Source organism: Pseudomonas sp. BT-42-2, assembly GCF_025847435.2.
Taxonomy (GTDB): domain Bacteria; phylum Pseudomonadota; class Gammaproteobacteria; order Pseudomonadales; family Pseudomonadaceae; genus Aquipseudomonas; species Aquipseudomonas urmiensis.
The window spans coordinates 95,884-112,829 of sequence record NZ_JAOYTM010000014.1 but is presented as its reverse complement, the minus strand read 5'-3'; the positions used below and the strand labels follow the sequence as shown (position 1 = coordinate 112,829).

At 60.5% G+C, this 16,946-nt stretch carries 23 protein-coding genes; 7 read left to right on the top strand and 16 right to left on the bottom strand.

Going from position 1 to position 16,946, the window contains the following annotated elements; all coding sequences use genetic code 11:
• Nucleotides 1-191 precede the first annotated feature (191 nt).
• The 4 genes from OIU19_RS17880 to tsaA all read left to right on the top strand — a co-directional run bounded on the left by OIU19_RS17880 (nt 192) and on the right by tsaA (nt 2,677).
• Nucleotides 192-662, top strand: coding sequence for a GNAT family N-acetyltransferase (locus OIU19_RS17880; protein ID WP_264236142.1), 471 nt, complete (start codon nt 192-194; stop codon nt 660-662).
• 91 nt (nt 663-753) lie between these two features.
• Nucleotides 754-1,464 (top strand): rRNA pseudouridine synthase, encoded by a 711-nt coding sequence (locus OIU19_RS17875; RefSeq protein ID WP_264236141.1) that lies wholly within the window; start codon nt 754-756, stop codon nt 1,462-1,464.
• Nucleotides 1,465-1,513: 49 nt separating this feature from the next.
• A complete protein-coding gene (locus tag OIU19_RS17870) occupies nt 1,514-1,975 on the top strand; it encodes a DUF1456 family protein (protein WP_264236140.1) in 462 nt (153 codons plus the stop codon).
• Nucleotides 1,976-1,981: 6 nt separating this feature from the next.
• Entirely contained in the window at nt 1,982-2,677 is a 696-nt protein-coding gene (gene tsaA, locus OIU19_RS17865) for a tRNA (N6-threonylcarbamoyladenosine(37)-N6)-methyltransferase TrmO (RefSeq protein ID WP_264236138.1), read from the top strand.
• Nucleotides 2,678-2,839: 162 nt separating this feature from the next.
• Here the strand turns inward: tsaA and fpr are convergent, their stop codons facing one another.
• A complete protein-coding gene (gene fpr, locus OIU19_RS17860) occupies nt 2,840-3,619 on the bottom strand; it encodes a ferredoxin-NADP reductase (RefSeq protein WP_186555377.1) in 780 nt (259 codons plus the stop codon).
• A gap of 121 nt (nt 3,620-3,740) precedes the next feature.
• On the opposite strand from fpr, the gene finR reads away from it, so the two are divergent.
• Nucleotides 3,741-4,667 carry a LysR family transcriptional regulator FinR gene (gene finR, locus OIU19_RS17855; RefSeq protein ID WP_186555378.1) on the top strand — a complete coding sequence of 309 codons (927 nt, stop codon included), beginning with the start codon at nt 3,741-3,743 and terminating at the stop codon, nt 4,665-4,667.
• Here finR and OIU19_RS17850 read toward each other — a convergent pair.
• The 3 genes from OIU19_RS17850 to OIU19_RS17840 form a co-directional block, all read right to left on the bottom strand.
• Nucleotides 4,664-5,026 (bottom strand): diacylglycerol kinase, encoded by a 363-nt coding sequence (locus tag OIU19_RS17850; RefSeq protein ID WP_186555379.1) that lies wholly within the window; start codon nt 5,024-5,026, stop codon nt 4,664-4,666. The two genes, finR and OIU19_RS17850, sit on opposite strands and share 4 nt — an antisense overlap.
• A gap of 73 nt (nt 5,027-5,099) precedes the next feature.
• Complete coding sequence (gene erdR / locus OIU19_RS17845) at nt 5,100-5,750, bottom strand: response regulator transcription factor ErdR (RefSeq protein ID WP_264236136.1); 651 nt, start codon at nt 5,748-5,750, stop codon at nt 5,100-5,102.
• Nucleotides 5,751-6,001: 251 nt separating this feature from the next.
• Complete coding sequence (locus tag OIU19_RS17840) at nt 6,002-6,712, bottom strand: tRNA-uridine aminocarboxypropyltransferase (protein ID WP_186555381.1); 711 nt, start codon at nt 6,710-6,712, stop codon at nt 6,002-6,004.
• Between the two features lie 222 nt (nt 6,713-6,934).
• On the opposite strand from OIU19_RS17840, the gene OIU19_RS17835 reads away from it, so the two are divergent.
• Nucleotides 6,935-7,354: a quorum-sensing-regulated virulence factor family protein gene (locus OIU19_RS17835; protein WP_264236135.1), complete on the top strand. Its 420-nt coding sequence runs from the start codon at nt 6,935-6,937 to the stop codon at nt 7,352-7,354.
• Nucleotides 7,355-7,373: 19 nt separating this feature from the next.
• On the opposite strand, the gene OIU19_RS17830 is transcribed toward OIU19_RS17835, so the two are convergent.
• Nucleotides 7,374-7,562 (bottom strand): hypothetical protein, encoded by a 189-nt coding sequence (locus tag OIU19_RS17830; protein ID WP_186555383.1) that lies wholly within the window; start codon nt 7,560-7,562, stop codon nt 7,374-7,376.
• A gap of 352 nt (nt 7,563-7,914) precedes the next feature.
• Here OIU19_RS17830 and OIU19_RS17825 point away from each other — a divergent pair, with 352 nt between their 5' ends.
• The gene (locus OIU19_RS17825; protein WP_186555384.1) at nt 7,915-9,045 is read left to right on the top strand and encodes an LOG family protein; all 1,131 of its coding nucleotides are present in this window, start codon (nt 7,915-7,917) and stop codon (nt 9,043-9,045) included.
• Here OIU19_RS17825 and recX read toward each other — a convergent pair.
• From recX to OIU19_RS17770, 11 genes are all read right to left on the bottom strand, one after another.
• Complete coding sequence (gene recX, locus OIU19_RS17820; RefSeq protein WP_186555385.1) at nt 9,042-9,512, bottom strand: recombination regulator RecX; 471 nt, start codon at nt 9,510-9,512, stop codon at nt 9,042-9,044. The two genes, OIU19_RS17825 and recX, sit on opposite strands and share 4 nt — an antisense overlap.
• 9 nt (nt 9,513-9,521) lie before the next feature.
• Nucleotides 9,522-10,589 carry a recombinase RecA gene (recA, locus tag OIU19_RS17815; RefSeq protein ID WP_186555386.1) on the bottom strand — a complete coding sequence of 356 codons (1,068 nt, stop codon included), beginning with the start codon at nt 10,587-10,589 and terminating at the stop codon, nt 9,522-9,524.
• Between the two features lie 103 nt (nt 10,590-10,692).
• The gene (locus OIU19_RS17810) at nt 10,693-11,175 is read right to left on the bottom strand and encodes a CinA family protein (RefSeq protein WP_264236133.1); all 483 of its coding nucleotides are present in this window, start codon (nt 11,173-11,175) and stop codon (nt 10,693-10,695) included.
• 251 nt (nt 11,176-11,426) lie between these two features.
• Nucleotides 11,427-11,951, bottom strand: a complete 525-nt coding sequence (locus OIU19_RS17805; protein ID WP_372353329.1) for a lysis protein — start codon at nt 11,949-11,951, stop codon at nt 11,427-11,429.
• Nucleotides 11,921-12,469, bottom strand: coding sequence for a glycoside hydrolase family 19 protein (locus OIU19_RS17800; protein ID WP_264236131.1), 549 nt, complete (start codon nt 12,467-12,469; stop codon nt 11,921-11,923). Before OIU19_RS17800 ends, OIU19_RS17805 begins: the two co-directional genes overlap by 31 nt.
• Before the next feature lie 320 nt (nt 12,470-12,789).
• Complete coding sequence (locus OIU19_RS17795) at nt 12,790-13,272, bottom strand: hypothetical protein (RefSeq protein WP_264236130.1); 483 nt, start codon at nt 13,270-13,272, stop codon at nt 12,790-12,792.
• Nucleotides 13,273-13,364: 92 nt separating this feature from the next.
• Nucleotides 13,365-14,165: a hypothetical protein gene (locus tag OIU19_RS17790; protein WP_264236129.1), complete on the bottom strand. Its 801-nt coding sequence runs from the start codon at nt 14,163-14,165 to the stop codon at nt 13,365-13,367.
• 3 nt (nt 14,166-14,168) lie between these two features.
• Nucleotides 14,169-14,756 (bottom strand): 2OG-Fe(II) oxygenase, encoded by a 588-nt coding sequence (locus OIU19_RS17785; protein WP_264236128.1) that lies wholly within the window; start codon nt 14,754-14,756, stop codon nt 14,169-14,171.
• Between the two features lie 107 nt (nt 14,757-14,863).
• Nucleotides 14,864-15,898, bottom strand: a complete 1,035-nt coding sequence (locus OIU19_RS17780) for a phage late control D family protein (RefSeq protein ID WP_264236127.1) — start codon at nt 15,896-15,898, stop codon at nt 14,864-14,866.
• 15 nt (nt 15,899-15,913) lie between these two features.
• Nucleotides 15,914-16,120: a tail protein X gene (locus tag OIU19_RS17775; RefSeq protein WP_264236126.1), complete on the bottom strand. Its 207-nt coding sequence runs from the start codon at nt 16,118-16,120 to the stop codon at nt 15,914-15,916.
• Nucleotides 16,095-16,940: a phage tail protein gene (locus OIU19_RS17770; protein ID WP_264236125.1), complete on the bottom strand. Its 846-nt coding sequence runs from the start codon at nt 16,938-16,940 to the stop codon at nt 16,095-16,097. Before OIU19_RS17770 ends, OIU19_RS17775 begins: the two co-directional genes overlap by 26 nt.
• Nucleotides 16,941-16,946 lie beyond the last annotated feature (6 nt).

Sequence of the window (16,946 nt, the reverse complement as noted above, 5' to 3'; positions counted from 1 at the left end):
TCACTGTAGGAGCGGGCTTGCCCGCGAAGGGCTGCGAAGCGGCCCCAAAGCAGACGACACATGTCTTGAGTGAGCAGCGTACGCCAACTGGCGGGGCTTTTTTTTGCATCTATGGTTCATGAGAGGGCCGCCAGGCTTGCCGCCTCCCGCAGAGGCGGCGATCGAGACAACGCACTCGGAGGATCACAGGGATGCGCTCGGCATTGACGCTGCAAACCCCGCATGTAAGCGACTACCCCGAGCTGGTTCGAGTCTGGGAAGCCTCGGTTCGCGCCACCCATGACTTCCTGCCCGATGCCTACATCCTGCTGCTGCGTGATCATGTCCTGCGTCAGTACCTGGATGCAGTAATGCTGATCTGCTGCAAGGACAACGCCCGGCGCATCCTTGGTTTTGCCGGGGTGGCCAACGGCCGCGTCGATATGCTCTTCGTCGCCCCCGAGCAGCGTGGCAAAGGGGTCGGCAAGCGTCTGCTGCACTACGCCATCGATGAGCTGAACGCCGAACGGCTGGACGTCAATGAGCAGAACCCGCAAGCGCTGGGCTTCTACCTGCATGAAGGCTTCGAAATTGTCGGACGCTCGGCTACCGATGGTCTTGGCCAGCCCTACCCTCTGCTGCATCTGCAATTACAGCCGCGCAAACGCGACCAACCCCGCTAGGAAACAGGGCAAATGGCACAGATTCCCAGCCCCAAGCACGTCTTGGCAGGTACAATGGCCGGTCTTTCCCTGCCTTTAGCGAATCGTCTCCATGTCTGAACCCGTGCGCCTGTCCAAACGCCTCATCGAGCAACTCGGCTGCTCCCGCCGCGAGGCCGAGCAGTACATCGAGGGCGGCTGGGTGACAGTCGATGGCGTGGTGGTCGAACAGCCCCAGTTCAAGATTGACGGCCAGCAGGTCGCCCTGCTCCCTGGCGCCCGCGCCGAGGCGCTGGAGCCGGTCACCCTGCTGATCAACCAGCCTGCCGGTATGGACGCTGAAAGCGCCCGCGCCAGCATTGGCATGGACAACCTCAGCCAAGCCCACAGCCAGGACGTGCGGCCGCTGCACGGCCACTTTGCCCGGCTGGCCTGTGTCGCGCCGCTGGAGCGCGGGGCGACTGGCCTGCAGCTGTTCACCCAGGACTGGCGGGTAACCGGCAAGATCGAACGAGACCTGCGCAAGCTGGAGCAGGAATACATCATCGAGGTACGTGGCCAGGCCACCCCGCAAGCGCTAGAGCGCCTGGCCCGGGGCATCACCCGCAATGACCGCGAACTGCCCAAGGCCAAGGCCAGTTGGCAGAACGAGACCCACCTGCGACTGGCCTTGAAGAACCCCCAGCCCGGCCAGATCAGCGAACTGTGTGCCAGCCTGCGGCTGGAGATCGTCAGCATGCGTCGGATCCGCCTGGGCGGTGTGTCGATGGGCAAGTTGCCCCTGGGCCAATGGCGCTACGTCGCCGTTACCGAACGTTTCTAAGCGATACCGCCGCGCAGCCTGTGCGTGGCATTGAACAGGATTTGCCGCAATGAACCACAACGACGTCCTGCGCAGCGTGCGCTACATGCTCAAGCTCAATGACCCGAAGATCGCCAAGATCATCGAGTTGTCTGGCTTGGCAGTGTCCACCGAAGCAGTCGCCAGCTACATGAAGAAGGAAGAAGAACCCGGCTTCGTGCGCTGCCCAGATGAGGTCATGGCGCACTTTCTCGATGGCCTGGTGATTCATCGCCGTGGCCGCGATGACAGCCGCGCGCCGCAGCCACTGGAGCTGCCGGTGACCAACAACACCATCCTCAAGAAGCTGCGGGTGGCGTTCGAGCTCAAGGAAGAAGACCTGCACGCCATTCTCAAGTCGGTCAATTTCCCGGTGACCAAGCCTGAGCTCAGCGCACTGTTTCGCAAGGTCGGCCATGAGAACTATCGCCCCTGCGGCGATCAGTTGCTGCGCAACTTCCTCAAGGGCCTGACCTTGCGCGTGCGCGGCTGAGTGGTCATGCAGCATACGGTCTCGCCCGTCGGCATCGTGCGCTCCTGCTTCAAAGAGAAGTTCGCCATCCCGCGCCAGCCACAGCTGGCCCCGGCTGCGCGTGGCGTGCTCGAGCTGTTGCCGCCGTTCGACCAGGGCGATGCCGTGGCGGGCCTGGAACAGGTCAGCCACGTCTGGCTGTTGTTCCTGTTCCATCAGGCCCTGGAAGACAAACCGCGGTTGAAGGTGCGTCCGCCGCGCCTGGGCGGCAACAAGAGCATGGGTGTGTTCGCCACTCGCGCCACCCATCGCCCCAATGGCATCGGTCAGTCGGTGGTCCGCCTTGAGGGTGTTGAGCCGGGGCGTTTGCTGCTGTCGGGGATCGATCTACTTGACGGCACCCCGGTACTGGATATCAAGCCGTACGTTCCCTACGCCGACAGCGTCAGCGGCGCCAGCAACCTGATGGCCGACGGCGCCCCTGTGGCGATTGCCGTGGACTGGACCGACAGCGCCCTGCTTCAGGCAGGCGAGCACGCCCAGCGCCTCGGCGAGCCGCTGGTGGAGCTGATCGAGCAGTGCCTGGCGCAGGATCCGCGTCCGGCCTATCAAGTGCCGCCGGTTGAGCGGGTGTATGGGGTCAAGTTCTGGGATGTGCAGGTGCGCTGGCATTATCCGCAGACCGATCGGATTCGGGTGCTGGAAGTAGCGCTCGACTGCTGATCCGCTGCCTGTACTGGCCTCATCGCGGGGCAAGCCCGCTCCCACGAGCGCTGCGACCAACGTGGGAGCGGGCTTGTCCCGCGATGAGGCCAGTACAGGCAGCACAATTAAGGCATAAAAAAACGCGAGCCAAGGCTCGCGTTTTCTTTTGCTGCTTTCGCCTTACTTCTCGACGAAAGCACGCTCGATCAGGTAGTCACCCGGCTCACGCATACGCGCCGAAATCTTCAGGCCGAAACTGTCGAGCACTTCGCTGGTTTCGTCGAGCATGCTCGGGCTGCCGCAGATCATGGCGCGGTCGTCTTGCGGGTTGATCGGTGGCAGGCCGATGTCGCTGAACAGCTTGCCGCTGCGCATCAGGTCGGTCAGACGGCCTTGGTTCTCGAACGGCTCACGGGTTACGGTCGGGTAGTAGATCAGCTTGTCACGCACCGCCTCACCGAAGAACTCGTTTTGCGGCAGGTGCTCGGTGATGAACTCGCGGTACGCCACTTCGTTGACGTAGCGTACGCCGTGAACCAGGATCACCTTTTCGAAACGCTCGTAGGTTTCTGGGTCCTGGATGACGCTCATGAACGGCGCCAGGCCAGTGCCGGTGCTCAGCAGGTACAGGTGCTTGCCCGGGTTCAGGTCATCGAGAACCAGGGTGCCGGTTGGCTTCTTGCTGATGATGATCTCGTCGCCTTCCTTCAGGTGCTGCAGCTGGGAGGTCAGCGGACCGTCTGGCACCTTGATGCTGAAGAATTCCAGATGCTCTTCCCAGTTCGGCGAAGCGATGGAGTAGGCGCGCATGAGCGGACGACCGGTCTCCTGCTGCAGGCCGATCATCACGAACTGACCGTTCTCGAAGCGCAGGCCCGGATCACGGGTGCACTTGAAGCTGAACAGGGTGTCGTTCCAGTGGTGAACACTGAGGACACGTTCGTGGTTCATGTTGCTCATCTAAGGTGACTCCTGAAGAAATACGCAGCGCGGACCAAGCGCACAGTTGCGCGATAGTTTAGGGGCAGCGACAATATCTGTTAAATGGATTATCAAGATATGTCTTATCGGTTATATAGATATGCGATTCACCTTACGCCAGCTTCAAGTGTTCGTCGCCGTGGCTCAGCACCAAAGCGTGTCCAAAGCCGCCGGGGTGCTGGCGTTGTCGCAATCGGCCGCTAGTACCTCGATTACTGAACTGGAGCGCCAGTCCAGCTGCCAGCTGTTCGACCGCGCCGGTAAACGCCTGAGCCTCAACGCCCTGGGCCATCAGTTGCTGCCCCAGGCCGTTGCCTTGCTCGACCAGGCCAAGGAGATCGAAGACCTGCTCAATGGCAAGTCCGGCTTCGGCTCACTCTCGGTCGGCGCCACCCTGACCATCGGCAACTACCTCGCTACCCTGCTGATCGGCAGCTTCATGCAGGTGCACCCAGAAAGCCAGGTCAAGCTGCATGTGCAGAACACTGCGCACATTGTGCAACAGGTAGCCCACTACGAAATTGATTTGGGTCTGATCGAAGGCGATTGCAACCATCCCGATCTTGAAGTGCAACCCTGGGTCGAGGACGAGCTGGTGGTGTTCTGTGCGCCGCAGCATCCCTTGGCCAAGCTCGGCCGGGCGGACATCGAAACGCTGTCCCAGGAAGCGTGGATCCTGCGCGAGCAGGGCTCCGGCACTCGCCTGACCTTCGACCAGGAAATGCGCCACCAGCGCGCCAACCTCAACATTCGCCTGGAGCTGGAGCACACCGAGGCGATCAAGCGCGCCGTTGAGTCGGGCCTGGGTATCGGTTGCATCTCGCGCCTGGCCCTACGCGATGCGTTTCGCCGCGGCAGCCTGGTGCCGGTGGAAACGCCCGAGTTAGACCTGTCGCGCCAGTTCTACTTCATCTGGCACAAGCAGAAGTACCAGACTTCCGCCATGCGCGAGTTCCTGGAACTGTGCCGCAGCTTCACCGCCGGGGTAAGGCGCAGTGACGAGATCGTATTGCCACCAATCGCCTAGAGCAGGATCACACCCCAGACCAGCGCCACCATGACCAGTGACACCAGCTGCGCAGCGCTACCCATGTCTTTGGCGTTCTTCGACAGTGGGTGGCGCTCCAGCGAGATGCGGTCGATAGCAGCCTCAACCGCCGAGTTGAACAACTCGACGACCAAGCCGAGCATGCACACGGCGATCATGATGGCTCGCTCGGCGCGGCTGACCGGCAGCCAGAACGCGGTCGGAATCAGCAGCACATTGAGCAGGACCAACTGGCGGAAAGCGGCTTCGCCCTTGAAGGCAGCGCGCAGGCCGTCCAGCGAGTAGCCGGCGGCGTTGAAGATACGTTTGAGGCCGGTCTGGCCCTTGAATGGCGACATGTGCGTCACTTCACCGATGAAAGGCCAGCAGGCTATAGGAATACGGGTCAAAAAAGCGTGAAGTTCACGCGCTTTAGCTGCTGGCAACTGATTCAAGCTGTTGCAAGAGCAGCGCGGCCTGGGTTCGGGTACGTACGCCGAGTTTGCGGAAGATCGCCGTCACGTGGGCCTTGATGGTCGCCTCCGAGACGCTCAGCTCATAGGCGATCTGCTTGTTCAGCAAACCTTCGCAGACCATGGTCAGCACGCGAAACTGCTGCGGAGTCAGGCTGGCCAGGCCCTCGCTGGCGGCCTTGGCTTCAGGCGAGACATCGACCTTGTCAAAGGCCTGCGGCGGCCACCACACCTCGCCGTCGAGTACCTTCTGCACGGCGTCCTGGATCACCTCCAGCGGGCTCGACTTGGGAATGAAGCCGCTGGCGCCGAACTCGCGCGACTTGACCACCACCGCGGCCTCTTCCTGGGCCGACACCATCACCACCGGAATCTGCGGGTACTGCCCGCGCAGCAGGACCAGCCCGGAGAATCCATAAGCCCCCGGCATGTTCAGGTCGAGCAGGACCAGGTCCCAGTCGGACTTTTCGGTCAGGCGGGTTTCCAGCTCGGCGATGCTCGCCACTTCTACCAGGCGTACATCCGGGCCAAGGCCGAGGGTAACGGCTTGGCGCAGGGCGCTGCGAAACAGCGGGTGGTCATCGGCAATCAGGATTTCGTAAGTGGCCATCGATCTGTTGATCCTGTTCTGTGCCAGGCGCGTGAGGGATAGGTGCGCCGCCTGACAGGCAACTCAAGGCGCGAACGGCAGGGCCGCCGGCCGGTAAGGCACGGCGAAGTCCGGGGTAACAGCAGCTTCGTCGTGCCCGAAACGGCGCCAAGAATGCCGAGCACGGTCCGGGTGGTCAAGCCCGCCGTACCCGCCCACCCTGGCTGCCAGCGTGGTCATTATGAACCAATATGCCATCCCTGCCCCTTGGACTATAGGAAGGTATGCAAACGTTGATGAGGGTCATCCTGCATGTCCAGCGGCAAATGGCGCTTGGCACTCAAGTAATGCAGGCTGAACACATCCAGGTAAGCATCCAGGGCTTGCGAGGCCTGACCATCACCTGCCAGATCCAGGCACATCGCCGCTACCTCCGCGGTGCAGAAGTGATCATCGCGCTTGGAGCGGCGCAGGCGGTAGCGCGACATCTGCTCGGCCTCAAGGCTGAGGACGGGGAAGCGATCCAGGTAGGGGCTTTTGCGAAACATCTTGCGCGCCTCGGTCCAGGTCGCGTCGAGCAAGATGAACAGCGGCCGCTTGCCCGGCGCCAGGCTGACTTCACTGACCACGCGCTCCTGGGCGACGAACTCGCCAGGGAAGACGATATAGGGCTGCCATTGCGGCTGATCGAGCAGCGCCAGCAAGCCTGGGTCGACCGCCGTGCGCTGCCAGCCGAACGCCGAGGTGTCTTCGACCAGATCGGCAATCAGCCAACCGGTGTTGGTCGGTTTCAGTGGCTCGGTGTCATGCATCAGCAGGCATACGCCAGCATTGGCATTGACCTTGGGCTTCAAGGCGCACAGGCAATGGCTGGCGATCACTCGGCAATCGTTGCAGCGTACCGCTCGCGAACCACGCGCAACGAAGGGTTTGATGCTGCGCGCCAGACGCTCGGCGCGCAGGCGCGCGACCGCGTGACTCATGACGGCAAGCCTGGGGACAGGGAAGGAATGGGCACTTCGACAACTCGGGGCGAATAAAGCGACAGTCTACCAGAGCGCAGGTCATTTGCCGTGCAGGTGTGCCAGCGGCTCCCTTATAATTGACGCTTTGGCGGCCTGGATTAACCCCGCGCAGGCGAGGTTTGATGGAACGCCGCCCGCCGGCGCAGGTCAAAGCGCCAGTCATCGAACCAGGAGAGATTCATGCTGCGTCTTATCGTCCCGACCCTGAGCCTTCTGCTCACCCTGCCCCTGGCGGCCCAGGCGGCTTCCAAGCAGGACTACGAGCTGAACCAGTTGCTGCAGAAGGTCGCCAAGGAAAGCAGCGTTGGCACCCCGCGTGCGATCAACGAAGACATCCTCGATCAGGGCTACACCGTTGAAGGCAAGGCGCTGATCAATCACCTGAGCGTGCGTCAGGAACATGCCGAGCGTATGCAGTCCAACCCGCAACAGGTGCGCAGCCAGCTCGGCGACAGCGTGTGCAGGAACAACGGCTATCGCAACCTGCTGTCCAAAGGCGCGGTGCTGGTCTATCGCTTTACCGTGTACAAGAGCAATAGCCCGGTCATGGATCAAGCGTTCGATGCCGCCAGTTGCGCGGCTGGCAGCAAAAAGAAGTGATCCAGGCCATCTGATCGCTTCACTTGGCGCGCCGCTGCTCTTCCTCGGCGCGCAACTCAGCCAACAATGCCTGCAGGTAGCGCGAATGTACTTCGCCGCTACCCAACCTGCGCCGGCATTCTGCTTCAAGGCTCAGGTGATGAGCCCGGGCCGCGTTCTCCAGCAGCTTGTACAACTGCTGATCCACTTCGATGACCAAACGATGCATGTGGCCACCTCCCGCATCGAGCCCTCTGCCCCCAGTTAACCAAAGCCGCACAGCGGTTGGAGGCCATCCGACCAGCGGCGATCAGCCAACCATTGCGGCACGATCATGCGCCAGCGTCTAGATTGATAACCAACACCTGCGAATTTCCGGCGAGCATGGCCGGGCACGCGGCGTTGCGTTACTTGCAGTACAACAACGAGATGGACTTACCACCACTGCATCATGGCCTTGAAGGCCTACTGCAACGCTCGGGGGGCACACTCGAGCCACAGCAGCCAGCGACACACGCAGTGTCGCGGCCGGGCATCACCATCGGCCCGGTCAGAGGTTTTGCTGCAGAAGGAGACGTTGAATGCCTTACCAACCCAATGAGCTTCTGTTCAAACACTTCAGGGACAACGGGATCGACCTGAGCAAGATCGACGAGCAACTGCAACTGGTTGCACCTACCAGCGCCAACCTGCCGCTGTACCGCGACATGATGCTGACCATCCTGCGCATGGCCCATGACGACAGCAATCGCTGGAACGCCAAGATCACCCTGCAGGCCCTGCGCGAGCTGGATCATTCTTTCCGCATCCTCGAACGCTACCGCGGGCGGCGCAAAGTCACAGTGTTCGGCTCTGCCCGTACCCCTATTGAACATCCGATGTACGCCTTGGCACGCGAGCTGGGGGCAACCTTGGCCCGTTCGGATTTGATGGTGATTACCGGTGCCGGCGGCGGCATCATGGCCGCCGCCCACGAGGGGGCTGGCAGCGAGCACAGTCTGGGGTTCAACATCACCCTGCCCTTCGAGCAACACGCCAACCCGACGGTGGATGGCACCGACAAGCTGCTGCCGTTCCACTTCTTCTTTATCCGCAAGTTGTTCTTCGTCAAAGAGGCCGATGGCTTGGTACTGTGTCCGGGCGGCTTCGGTACGCTCGATGAGGCGCTGGAAGTGCTGACCCTGATTCAGACCGGCAAGAGCCCGCTGGTGCCAGTGGTATTGCTCGATTCCCCTGGTGGCAGCTTCTGGCAAGACTGTCTGAACTTCATCAGCCGACAACTGGAGGAGAACCGCTACATCCTTCCCACCGACCTCAAGCTGGTGCGCCTGGTGCACAGTGCCGATGAGGCAGTGGAAGAGATCAACCAGTTCTACAGCAACTATCACTCAAGCCGCTGGCTGAAAAATCAGTTCGTGGTCCGCATGCACCATCCGCTCAGCGAAGCGGCGCTGTACGACATTCAGGAGGGATTCGCTGACCTGCGCCTGAGTGGCAAATACCACCAACAGCCAGATACCAACGTGGAACATGAGGTGGGCAACTACAGCCATTTGACTCGGCTCACGTTCGCCTTCAACGGCCGTGATCAAGGTCGCCTACGGGAGCTGGTGGACTTCATCAACCTGCCAGAGAACTGGGCCAAACCGCAGCCGATGCATACCACCCAGAGGGCGCGGGAAGCGCTTAAAGTCAGCCAAGCAGCAAACTAGTAGTCATCCAAATCTCGGCCGCTCAACAGGCGGCCGATCATCTCCATGGAAAACCCACGGTAGGCGAGAAAGCGTGTCTGCTGGGCACGACTGCGCGGATCGACGGGACGCTGCCCGGCAAACTTGCGCTGCCAGACATCCTGCAAGCGGGCCGCCCAGTCCACTCCGCTTTCGCGCAGGGCCTGTTCAACATCGCCTCGATCCAGACCACGCTGGCCAAGCTCCTCACGAATACGTGCGGGGCCATAACCGGCGTTGGAGCGATAGGAAATGAAACTCTCGAGATAACGGGCTTCACTGAGCAGCCCTTCTTCGGCGAGCCGATCGAGCGCGGGCTCGATCAACTCATCCGAAGCGCCGCGCTGACGCAGTTTGCGCGTCAGTTCGACCCGACCATGCTCGCGACGTGCGAGCAGGTCCATGGCTGTCCGTCGGACGGCGACGGGGGTGTCGAGTACGACGGACATAGCGGTAGATCAATAACCCGCTTCGGCGTCAGCCAGGTCATCCGCACCGGCATCAGCGGCAGCAGCCTTGCCTGCAGCGGCAACGGCACCGACGTTGAGCAGCTTGTCGCGGATCTGCTTCTCGAGTTCGGCACCGATGGCCGGGTTCTCTTGCAGGTACTTGGCCGCGTTCGCCTTGCCTTGGCCAATCTTGTTGCCTTGGTAGCTGTACCAGGCGCCAGATTTCTCCACGAAGCCGTGAGCAACACCCAGGTCGATGATCTCGCCGTTGCGGTAGATGCCCTTGCCGTAGAGGATCTGGAATTCAGCTTGGCGGAATGGCGGCGAGACCTTGTTCTTGACGATCTTCACGCGGGTTTCGCTACCCACGACTTCATCGCCTTCCTTGACGGCGCCGGTACGACGGATGTCCAGGCGCACCGAGGCGTAGAACTTCAGGGCGTTACCACCGGTGGTGGTTTCCGGGCTGCCGAACATCACGCCGATCTTCATACGGATCTGGTTGATGAAGATGACCAAGCAGTTGGCGTTCTTGATGTTACCGGTGATTTTACGCAGCGCCTGGGACATCAGACGGGCCTGCAGGCCCACGTGCATGTCACCCATTTCGCCTTCGATCTCGGCCTTGGGTACCAGGGCTGCCACGGAGTCGACGATGATCACGTCAACCGCGTTGGAGCGCACCAGCATGTCGGTGATTTCCAGGGCTTGCTCGCCGGTGTCCGGCTGCGAGACCAGCAGGTCGTCGACATTGACGCCCAGCTTGCCGGCGTATTCAGGATCGAGGGCATGCTCGGCGTCGACGAAGGCACAAGTAGCGCCATTTTTCTGGGCTTCGGCGATCACCGACAAGGTCAGCGTGGTTTTACCCGAAGACTCCGGGCCGTAGATCTCGACGATACGGCCTTTTGGCAGACCACCAATGCCCAGAGCGATGTCCAGCCCCAGCGAGCCAGTGGAGATAGCCGGGATACCGGTACGCTCCTGATCGCCCATGCGCATGACTGCGCCTTTGCCGAATTGGCGTTCGATTTGACCCAGGGCCGCAGCCAAGGCGCGCTTCTTGTTGTCGTCCATTGAAATCCTCACGTGATCGACTGGCCCTGTATGGCCGGAATAACTGTATAAGTAGCCAGTATTATTCCACAGGGATGCATTTCCGCAAACCCCTGTTGTCGAATTACTCGGCACCAAGCTGTAACAAGCCGTCTAACGCGGCGATCACCGTTTGTCGGCGCACCGCTTCGCGGTCGCCGTCGAAGTGGCGGCGCTCGCTGCATACACGGCTGCCGTCGGCCCAGGCCAACCACACGGTGCCTACCGGTTTGGCCGGGGAGCCGCCGTCGGGCCCGGCCACACCGCTGACCGCCACGGCAAAGCGTGCCCCGCTGGCGGCCTGGGCGCCACGCACCATGGCCTCGACCACTTCCTGACTGACCGCCCCAACCTGGCCGAACAACGCCTCGGGCACGCCCAGCTGGCGGGTTTTCTGTCGATTGGAATAGGTCACATAACCTGCTTCGAACCAGGCCGAACTGCCGGAGACACGCGTGATGGCCTCGGCGATGCCACCGCCCGTGCACGACTCAGCCGTGCTCACCTGGGCATTGAAGCGGCGCATGTGCTCGCCAAGACGGGCGGAAAGAACAGTGATCGGGTCCATGACGAGCTCCTGGGAAGATTGGCCACTACCCTAGCAGAGAGTTTCCGGGCTGGTTACTGCCAGGTCTTGCCCACACGCTGCGCCAGCCAGCGGGGCCGGAAAATGAATGAAACGCAGGTAACTGATTAACCCCGCGCAGCCAGGCGAACAGTCACTAGGGCGCGCCATGGTATCGCCCGCCGAGGCCTTGTCAATTGACGCGCAAGGATCATGCCCCCAGGCGCGTAATAATGCTCGACGCGCAAGACTGATCAGTGCTGCAAGCCCCGAATGTAGTCCTGACAGGCGCGCAGGGCGATCAGTCCGCGATCGCCGTCGTCGCTGATGGCGATAATTCGTCGAGCATGCGCCGGGTCAAGTCGGGCGCGTACGGGGCCATGATCCATGCCGCCGGGGGCGGCGGTGGCAGGCACGCCGGCAGAGGCGGCGTCGCGCTCGACCAGGACCGACAAGCGCAGATCGGCAGTAGCAAGGCGATCACGCAGGCGTGCTTGAGTCTGTTGCACATCGGCAAGCTCCTGGAAATGTCTCGATTCATTGTCATGCAGGCGTTGTTCAAGCCCCAGGCGCTGGTCACGCTCGGCCAGTAACTGGCGATTGACCAGCAGCGCCTGCTCGCGCAGCTGCTGCTCATGCCGCTGGGCCTGCTGCGCCAGTTGCCCGCCATAACGCCAGGCCTGGACTTGCCAGGCCAGCGTCACACAGAACACAACCAGCAGCGCGTACAGCCCGAACTGCACACGGTTCAACACAGCACCTCGCGGGCACGCGCCCATAGCTTGAGGCGGTCATCCAGGCCATTGAGGCCGCCGTTGATGTGGCGGGTAATGCGGTTGAATTCACTTCGATCAGCCAGCGCATTGAGCCCGCGTGAATGCCAGAACCAGGCCGCCGACTCACAGGCCCAGCGTGGCTGCTCGAGCATCTGCGGTTGTGCCAGCAAGCGCTCGTCGCCGAACAGGGCTCGGCTGCAGGCTTGGTAATTGTTGCGCCCGGTGACCTGGATCAGGCCACGGCCGCAATACAGCTGGCCATCGCCATCGGCTTGGGGCGTATTGCCCAGGCGCAGGGCCAGGCTGCCGGTGTCATAGCGTGCCAGATAGCGATCGCTCCCCAGCTCTTTTACGTAACGCAGCTGGCCGGACTCATGGCCAACCTGGGCGAGAAACGCGGCAATTCGCTTGGGATGATTGATCTCCCAACGGGCCATGGCCTCGTTGAGTGGTGCGAGAAACGCGCCGGCTCGTTGGCCGGCGAGAGGATAAATCTGCTTGAGTTGGCTCTCCGTGAGCATGGGGTACCTCCTGGTTTAGTTCGAACTCCAGTTGAAGCCTAGAGCCTTCATGTGACCCTAAGTGCTCGACAATAGAGAGCAGTGGCTTCTTCGGGCACAGGGAAACCCGTACTGGGGATAAATGATGAGAACCACTTAACCTAAAACGAAAAAGCCCAGACGAGGCCTGGGCAAAAGTTGCGACTTTAACTTTCAGCCGCCTTAACTGCATTATCCGATGTAAGAACCTGAACTTAGCACGCATTATTCCTACATCACGCGCAGAAATCACCTACAAACAACAACTCAACACCAAAAATATGCAAGCCGCAACTCATTAACTATCGGCCTCTAGAGCGCCATGCGACCAGGGCAGCAAAAACAAAGCAGGGTATTGCCACGACAATACAGAAAATCGCTAATCGTGTAGACTGCTCATTGTACAAGGTAACGATTTGACGATTCATTCGATCATCGAACAAGATTCGCCCTTGCTGGGTAGCCATTTGGCGAATTGTAACACCCTGCTCTGTGTCTTCTACGGTCAGCCTTACTTTGTAACCTATTCGCAGCCCCAATTGATCGAAGGCGTCTTTGTACGCAAACATGGCCTTACCGTACAGCACACCTTGTAGCCTGTAGGACACGCCAAACTGCAACAGCGACTTATCAACTCTCCATTCATCAGCGTATCCACTAACCCATCCATCCAAAGTAATCTGACTAAGGGGATCTGGCGCTATGTAAGTTTTTTTGTCGTAGCAATAAAATGTAGCAAAGACCATCATCGTCACACCTACACATAGCAGGTAGACTATCTGCATTCGTGTCGTCTTCGGCGGGGGATTTTCGCAGGAATACTCCATTGGCTTACTTTAAGCTTCCGTAAAATTAATGTGTCCTTAGCATGAAGAAATCAGTGATAGCGATCAATACCCCCAAAGCTCCATTGCAAGCCAGGATGTTCGAAGGGTCCGATATCTATGTTCCAGCCACGAGAAATGGGGAGAGGAAAAATCATCGGAAGCGAATCAACCTCGACATAACCTGCGCCGCCACTACTAGCACGCGTGTCTACGTAGTGAACAACCTCATCGCTGGCAAGCACTACAGCCTTGCTAACAGGGTTCCAACGAGTGACTGCGATACGGCTCTTGTATTTGGCTTTAATCTGCGCCAACGAGACGAGCTTCAGGTCAGGCGCGATCCAATACTGCGGGTAGACCGCATTTGAATTGGCCCTCAGGTGCTTCTCCCAAACCGGCTTCACCAAGGACTGATACACATTACGTGCAACGTCAGATGTAATAATTCCCGCAACCCCAGCGCCTACACCTATAGCGGTTAAGGGCACAGACAAGCTCGAAGCTCCGGCGAGAATGGTTACACTGCCCAACACCCCAGCTACATTTCCTACCAAGCTGATAACATCCCCCACTTGGAAAGTGCCATGATTACGGTACTCTGCGGTAATTTTCAGAAAGACCGTAGTGCCCGCCAGCAGATTGGTTTTAATGTTGAGAAAGGGCGTGAATCCTGCGGTCAATTTGACGATCGAAGTCACTCCCGCCACTGCGGCGCCAGCCTGTGCAGCCTGATTGACCAAAGCAAAGCCACGTTTATCACTATTGTACTGGTCAACCAGCGACGTCCCCGCGACGCCAACACCAATGGGTTTATCGACATACCCAAGGATGATTTCCACTTTCTTTCCCATGCCCTATCGCTCCTTGATAATGGTCTTGAACGCCACACTCATGCGCAGCCGGTTACAGCTTGCCGCTGGCGCCCTAGCAGCGTGCGGTACTTCACCATTCATGACGACAACGCGCCTTGGCTTGGGCTGAACCGTCATGACGATGCTGTCCTTGTCATCGTCGTAGAACACTAGCTCGCCACCCCAGCAGCTTGCCCAGTGGTCATTACAAAATACGATGACGCTTTGTCCCGGCTCCTCGGGAGTGTTGTCCCGGTGAATTGGTCCGTCCTGCGCACTGGTCTGACCATTGGCATAGACACCTAAAAGAGTAGCGTTGGGCATATGCGCCGCTTTGATACGCGCCCAGAAGTCGGCAAGAAAACCCCAGCCGGGCCGCTCGCGTAACTCCTGCTCACAATCCTCCAGTTCGTTTCGCCGTGAGCCTGCAATGAAACTGTGCCAGGAGGGCCGCTCAAGTGGTCCATACGGATAGGGCCAGCCATAGCGCCAGATAGACTCACTCAGTTTTTGATGGAGCTGGGCGTGATCTTCTGCACTAATACCTTCATCGATCACGCAGATATCCCTATAAGCAATTACACCACTCATTCTTCGACTCTCCTTTGTCGTCAGATTCCTGGTACGGGATCTGACAATAGAGAGCATTGCTTTCAAGGGGCATAGGGAAACCTCACCAGAAGTTGGGTGTTCCTTCCCTATGCCTGGATAAAATCAGCATGCTCAGGTGCCCTACCCTTGGCCTGCGCCTTGCCCGCCTTGCCACCATTGCACTGCACCGTGGTGCGCCAGCCGGAGCTGGTGAACACCTGCTCCACCGACTCGATCAGGTACAGGCCATCTAGCCCGGCGATAAAGCCCGTGGCCTCGATACTGCGCTCGGCAAACAAGTCGGTGCGCCCGGGCATGTCCAGACGCACGCTGGCAGTGGCGCGATTGAAGCTGGCCAGGCGTGCCTTGGCGGCCTGCTCGGCAGCGTTGCGGTTGGGGTAGACATGGCGATCGGTGTGCACCGGCTGATCACCCGGCGGCACCTCGCTGTTGTTCAGCTCGACCACTTGCAGGGCGCCGCTGGCACTGTCCTGGTGACGCGTACGCACCGCTTTGTGGGCGTGTTTGTTATCCAGCCTGAACTGCCACTGGCTGACCGCGCTGCGTTCAAGGGTAACCACCCCCAGTGGCTTGCCACTGGCGCTCTGCCCGGCTTGGCGGGGAAGCACCAGCAGTTGGCCGTTGGCAAGCTTGGCGGTGCAGTCGTACAGCCGTGCCAGGCGGGTGATGAAATTGAGATCCGACTCACTGTATTGATCGACCCGGTCGACGTGGCTGAGCACCGGGCACACGGCCTGCCAGCCGTTGCGCGCGGCGATCTGGGCGACGATCTGTTGCACTGAGACGAACTCCCAGCTGCCGCTGCGAATGGTCTTGCCGCTGCCGCACAGGTCACTGGCCTTGCCACGGATCACCAGGCTGTCGGGCGGGCCGGACAGCTCTACCTCGTCGACCGTATAGCGGCCCAGGCGAGTCAGTGGCTGTCCGGCGTACCCCAACTGCACCTCGATCGAGGCCCCCCGCGCAGGCAGGGCCACGGCGCCATCACGGGCATCGATGCGCAACTCGAAATCATCCGACTCCATGCCCGGTTTATCCGTGGTGCGCAGCAGGAGCAGGCGATCGTTGATCAGTGCGGTGATGTCGTGACCGTCGGCGACGATGCGAAAGATCGGTTGCATGGCAAGACTCCTCTATCAGTCCCACAGCAGCAGCGTGCCGCTGGTTTGCGCCGCCAGGGCTGGCAGCCGGATGAGCACACCGGCGCGAAACGGTTGGGCCTCGTCTGCCAGGCCTTGATTGGCGGCCAGCACGGCCTCCAGCGTGCCATTGAGATGGCCGTAGTAGTGGTGGCAGAGGCTATCGAGCAGATCGCCCTCAGACGTCATGCAGGTCTTGGCCATAGCTGACGAACTCCAGTGAGAATCCTTGTTTGCGTGGAATACCGCCGGCCAGCAAGCTGGCCTGGTCTTCCTCGATACTGGTCAAGCACCAGGTGCCAAGCACCTCGCCGTAGCCGGTGATCAACGACAGCGGCAGCAACTGGCGGCCAATACCGCGCAAGGTCTGCAGCTGGCCCAGGCCACCTTTGAAACCAGGGAAGATCGCACCACGAATGCTGATGGTCTCCTCGCCGCGGCTGACCGCCTGCTGCGCGTTGTCGCGGCTCAGGCGCTCCTGGCCGGCCCAGCGAAAACGCGTCTGCCGGCGTAGTTGATCGAACGCGGCGGTATCGAGGTTGAAGTAGTACGGTGCAGCGCCAGGCTTGAGTGGTTGCAGCACCAGCAGGTGGGGAAACGGTTTGATCGCCTGCGCCGCGGGTGTGGTGTCAGGCGCAAAGCCCAAGGTCGACAGCGCGTCACTGACCGTCCTACGCACCTCGCCCACCACCCGACGAATCGCCGCTCCCGCCTTGCCCGCATGTTCGGCAAAGCTATCGATGCGCTCGCGCACTTGGCGTACCACGGCGAGCGTCTGGTCATATTTGCCAATCGCCTTGTCGACCCTGGCCTGGGCTGCGGAGATCGCACGCAGGGTGCGCTGCAGCCGCAGTCCAATCGCCGGCCCGACCACCGGCAGGCCTTCAAGATCGGAGGCCGCACTCTGCACGTGATCGATTGCCTGGTTGAGCGGGTCAAGCATGGCATCGGCACGCTGGCGCCCGGCCTCCCCGGCCTTGACCAAGGCATGCAGCCCGGCTTGTAGCTGTTGCAGGTAAGTCATGAAGCG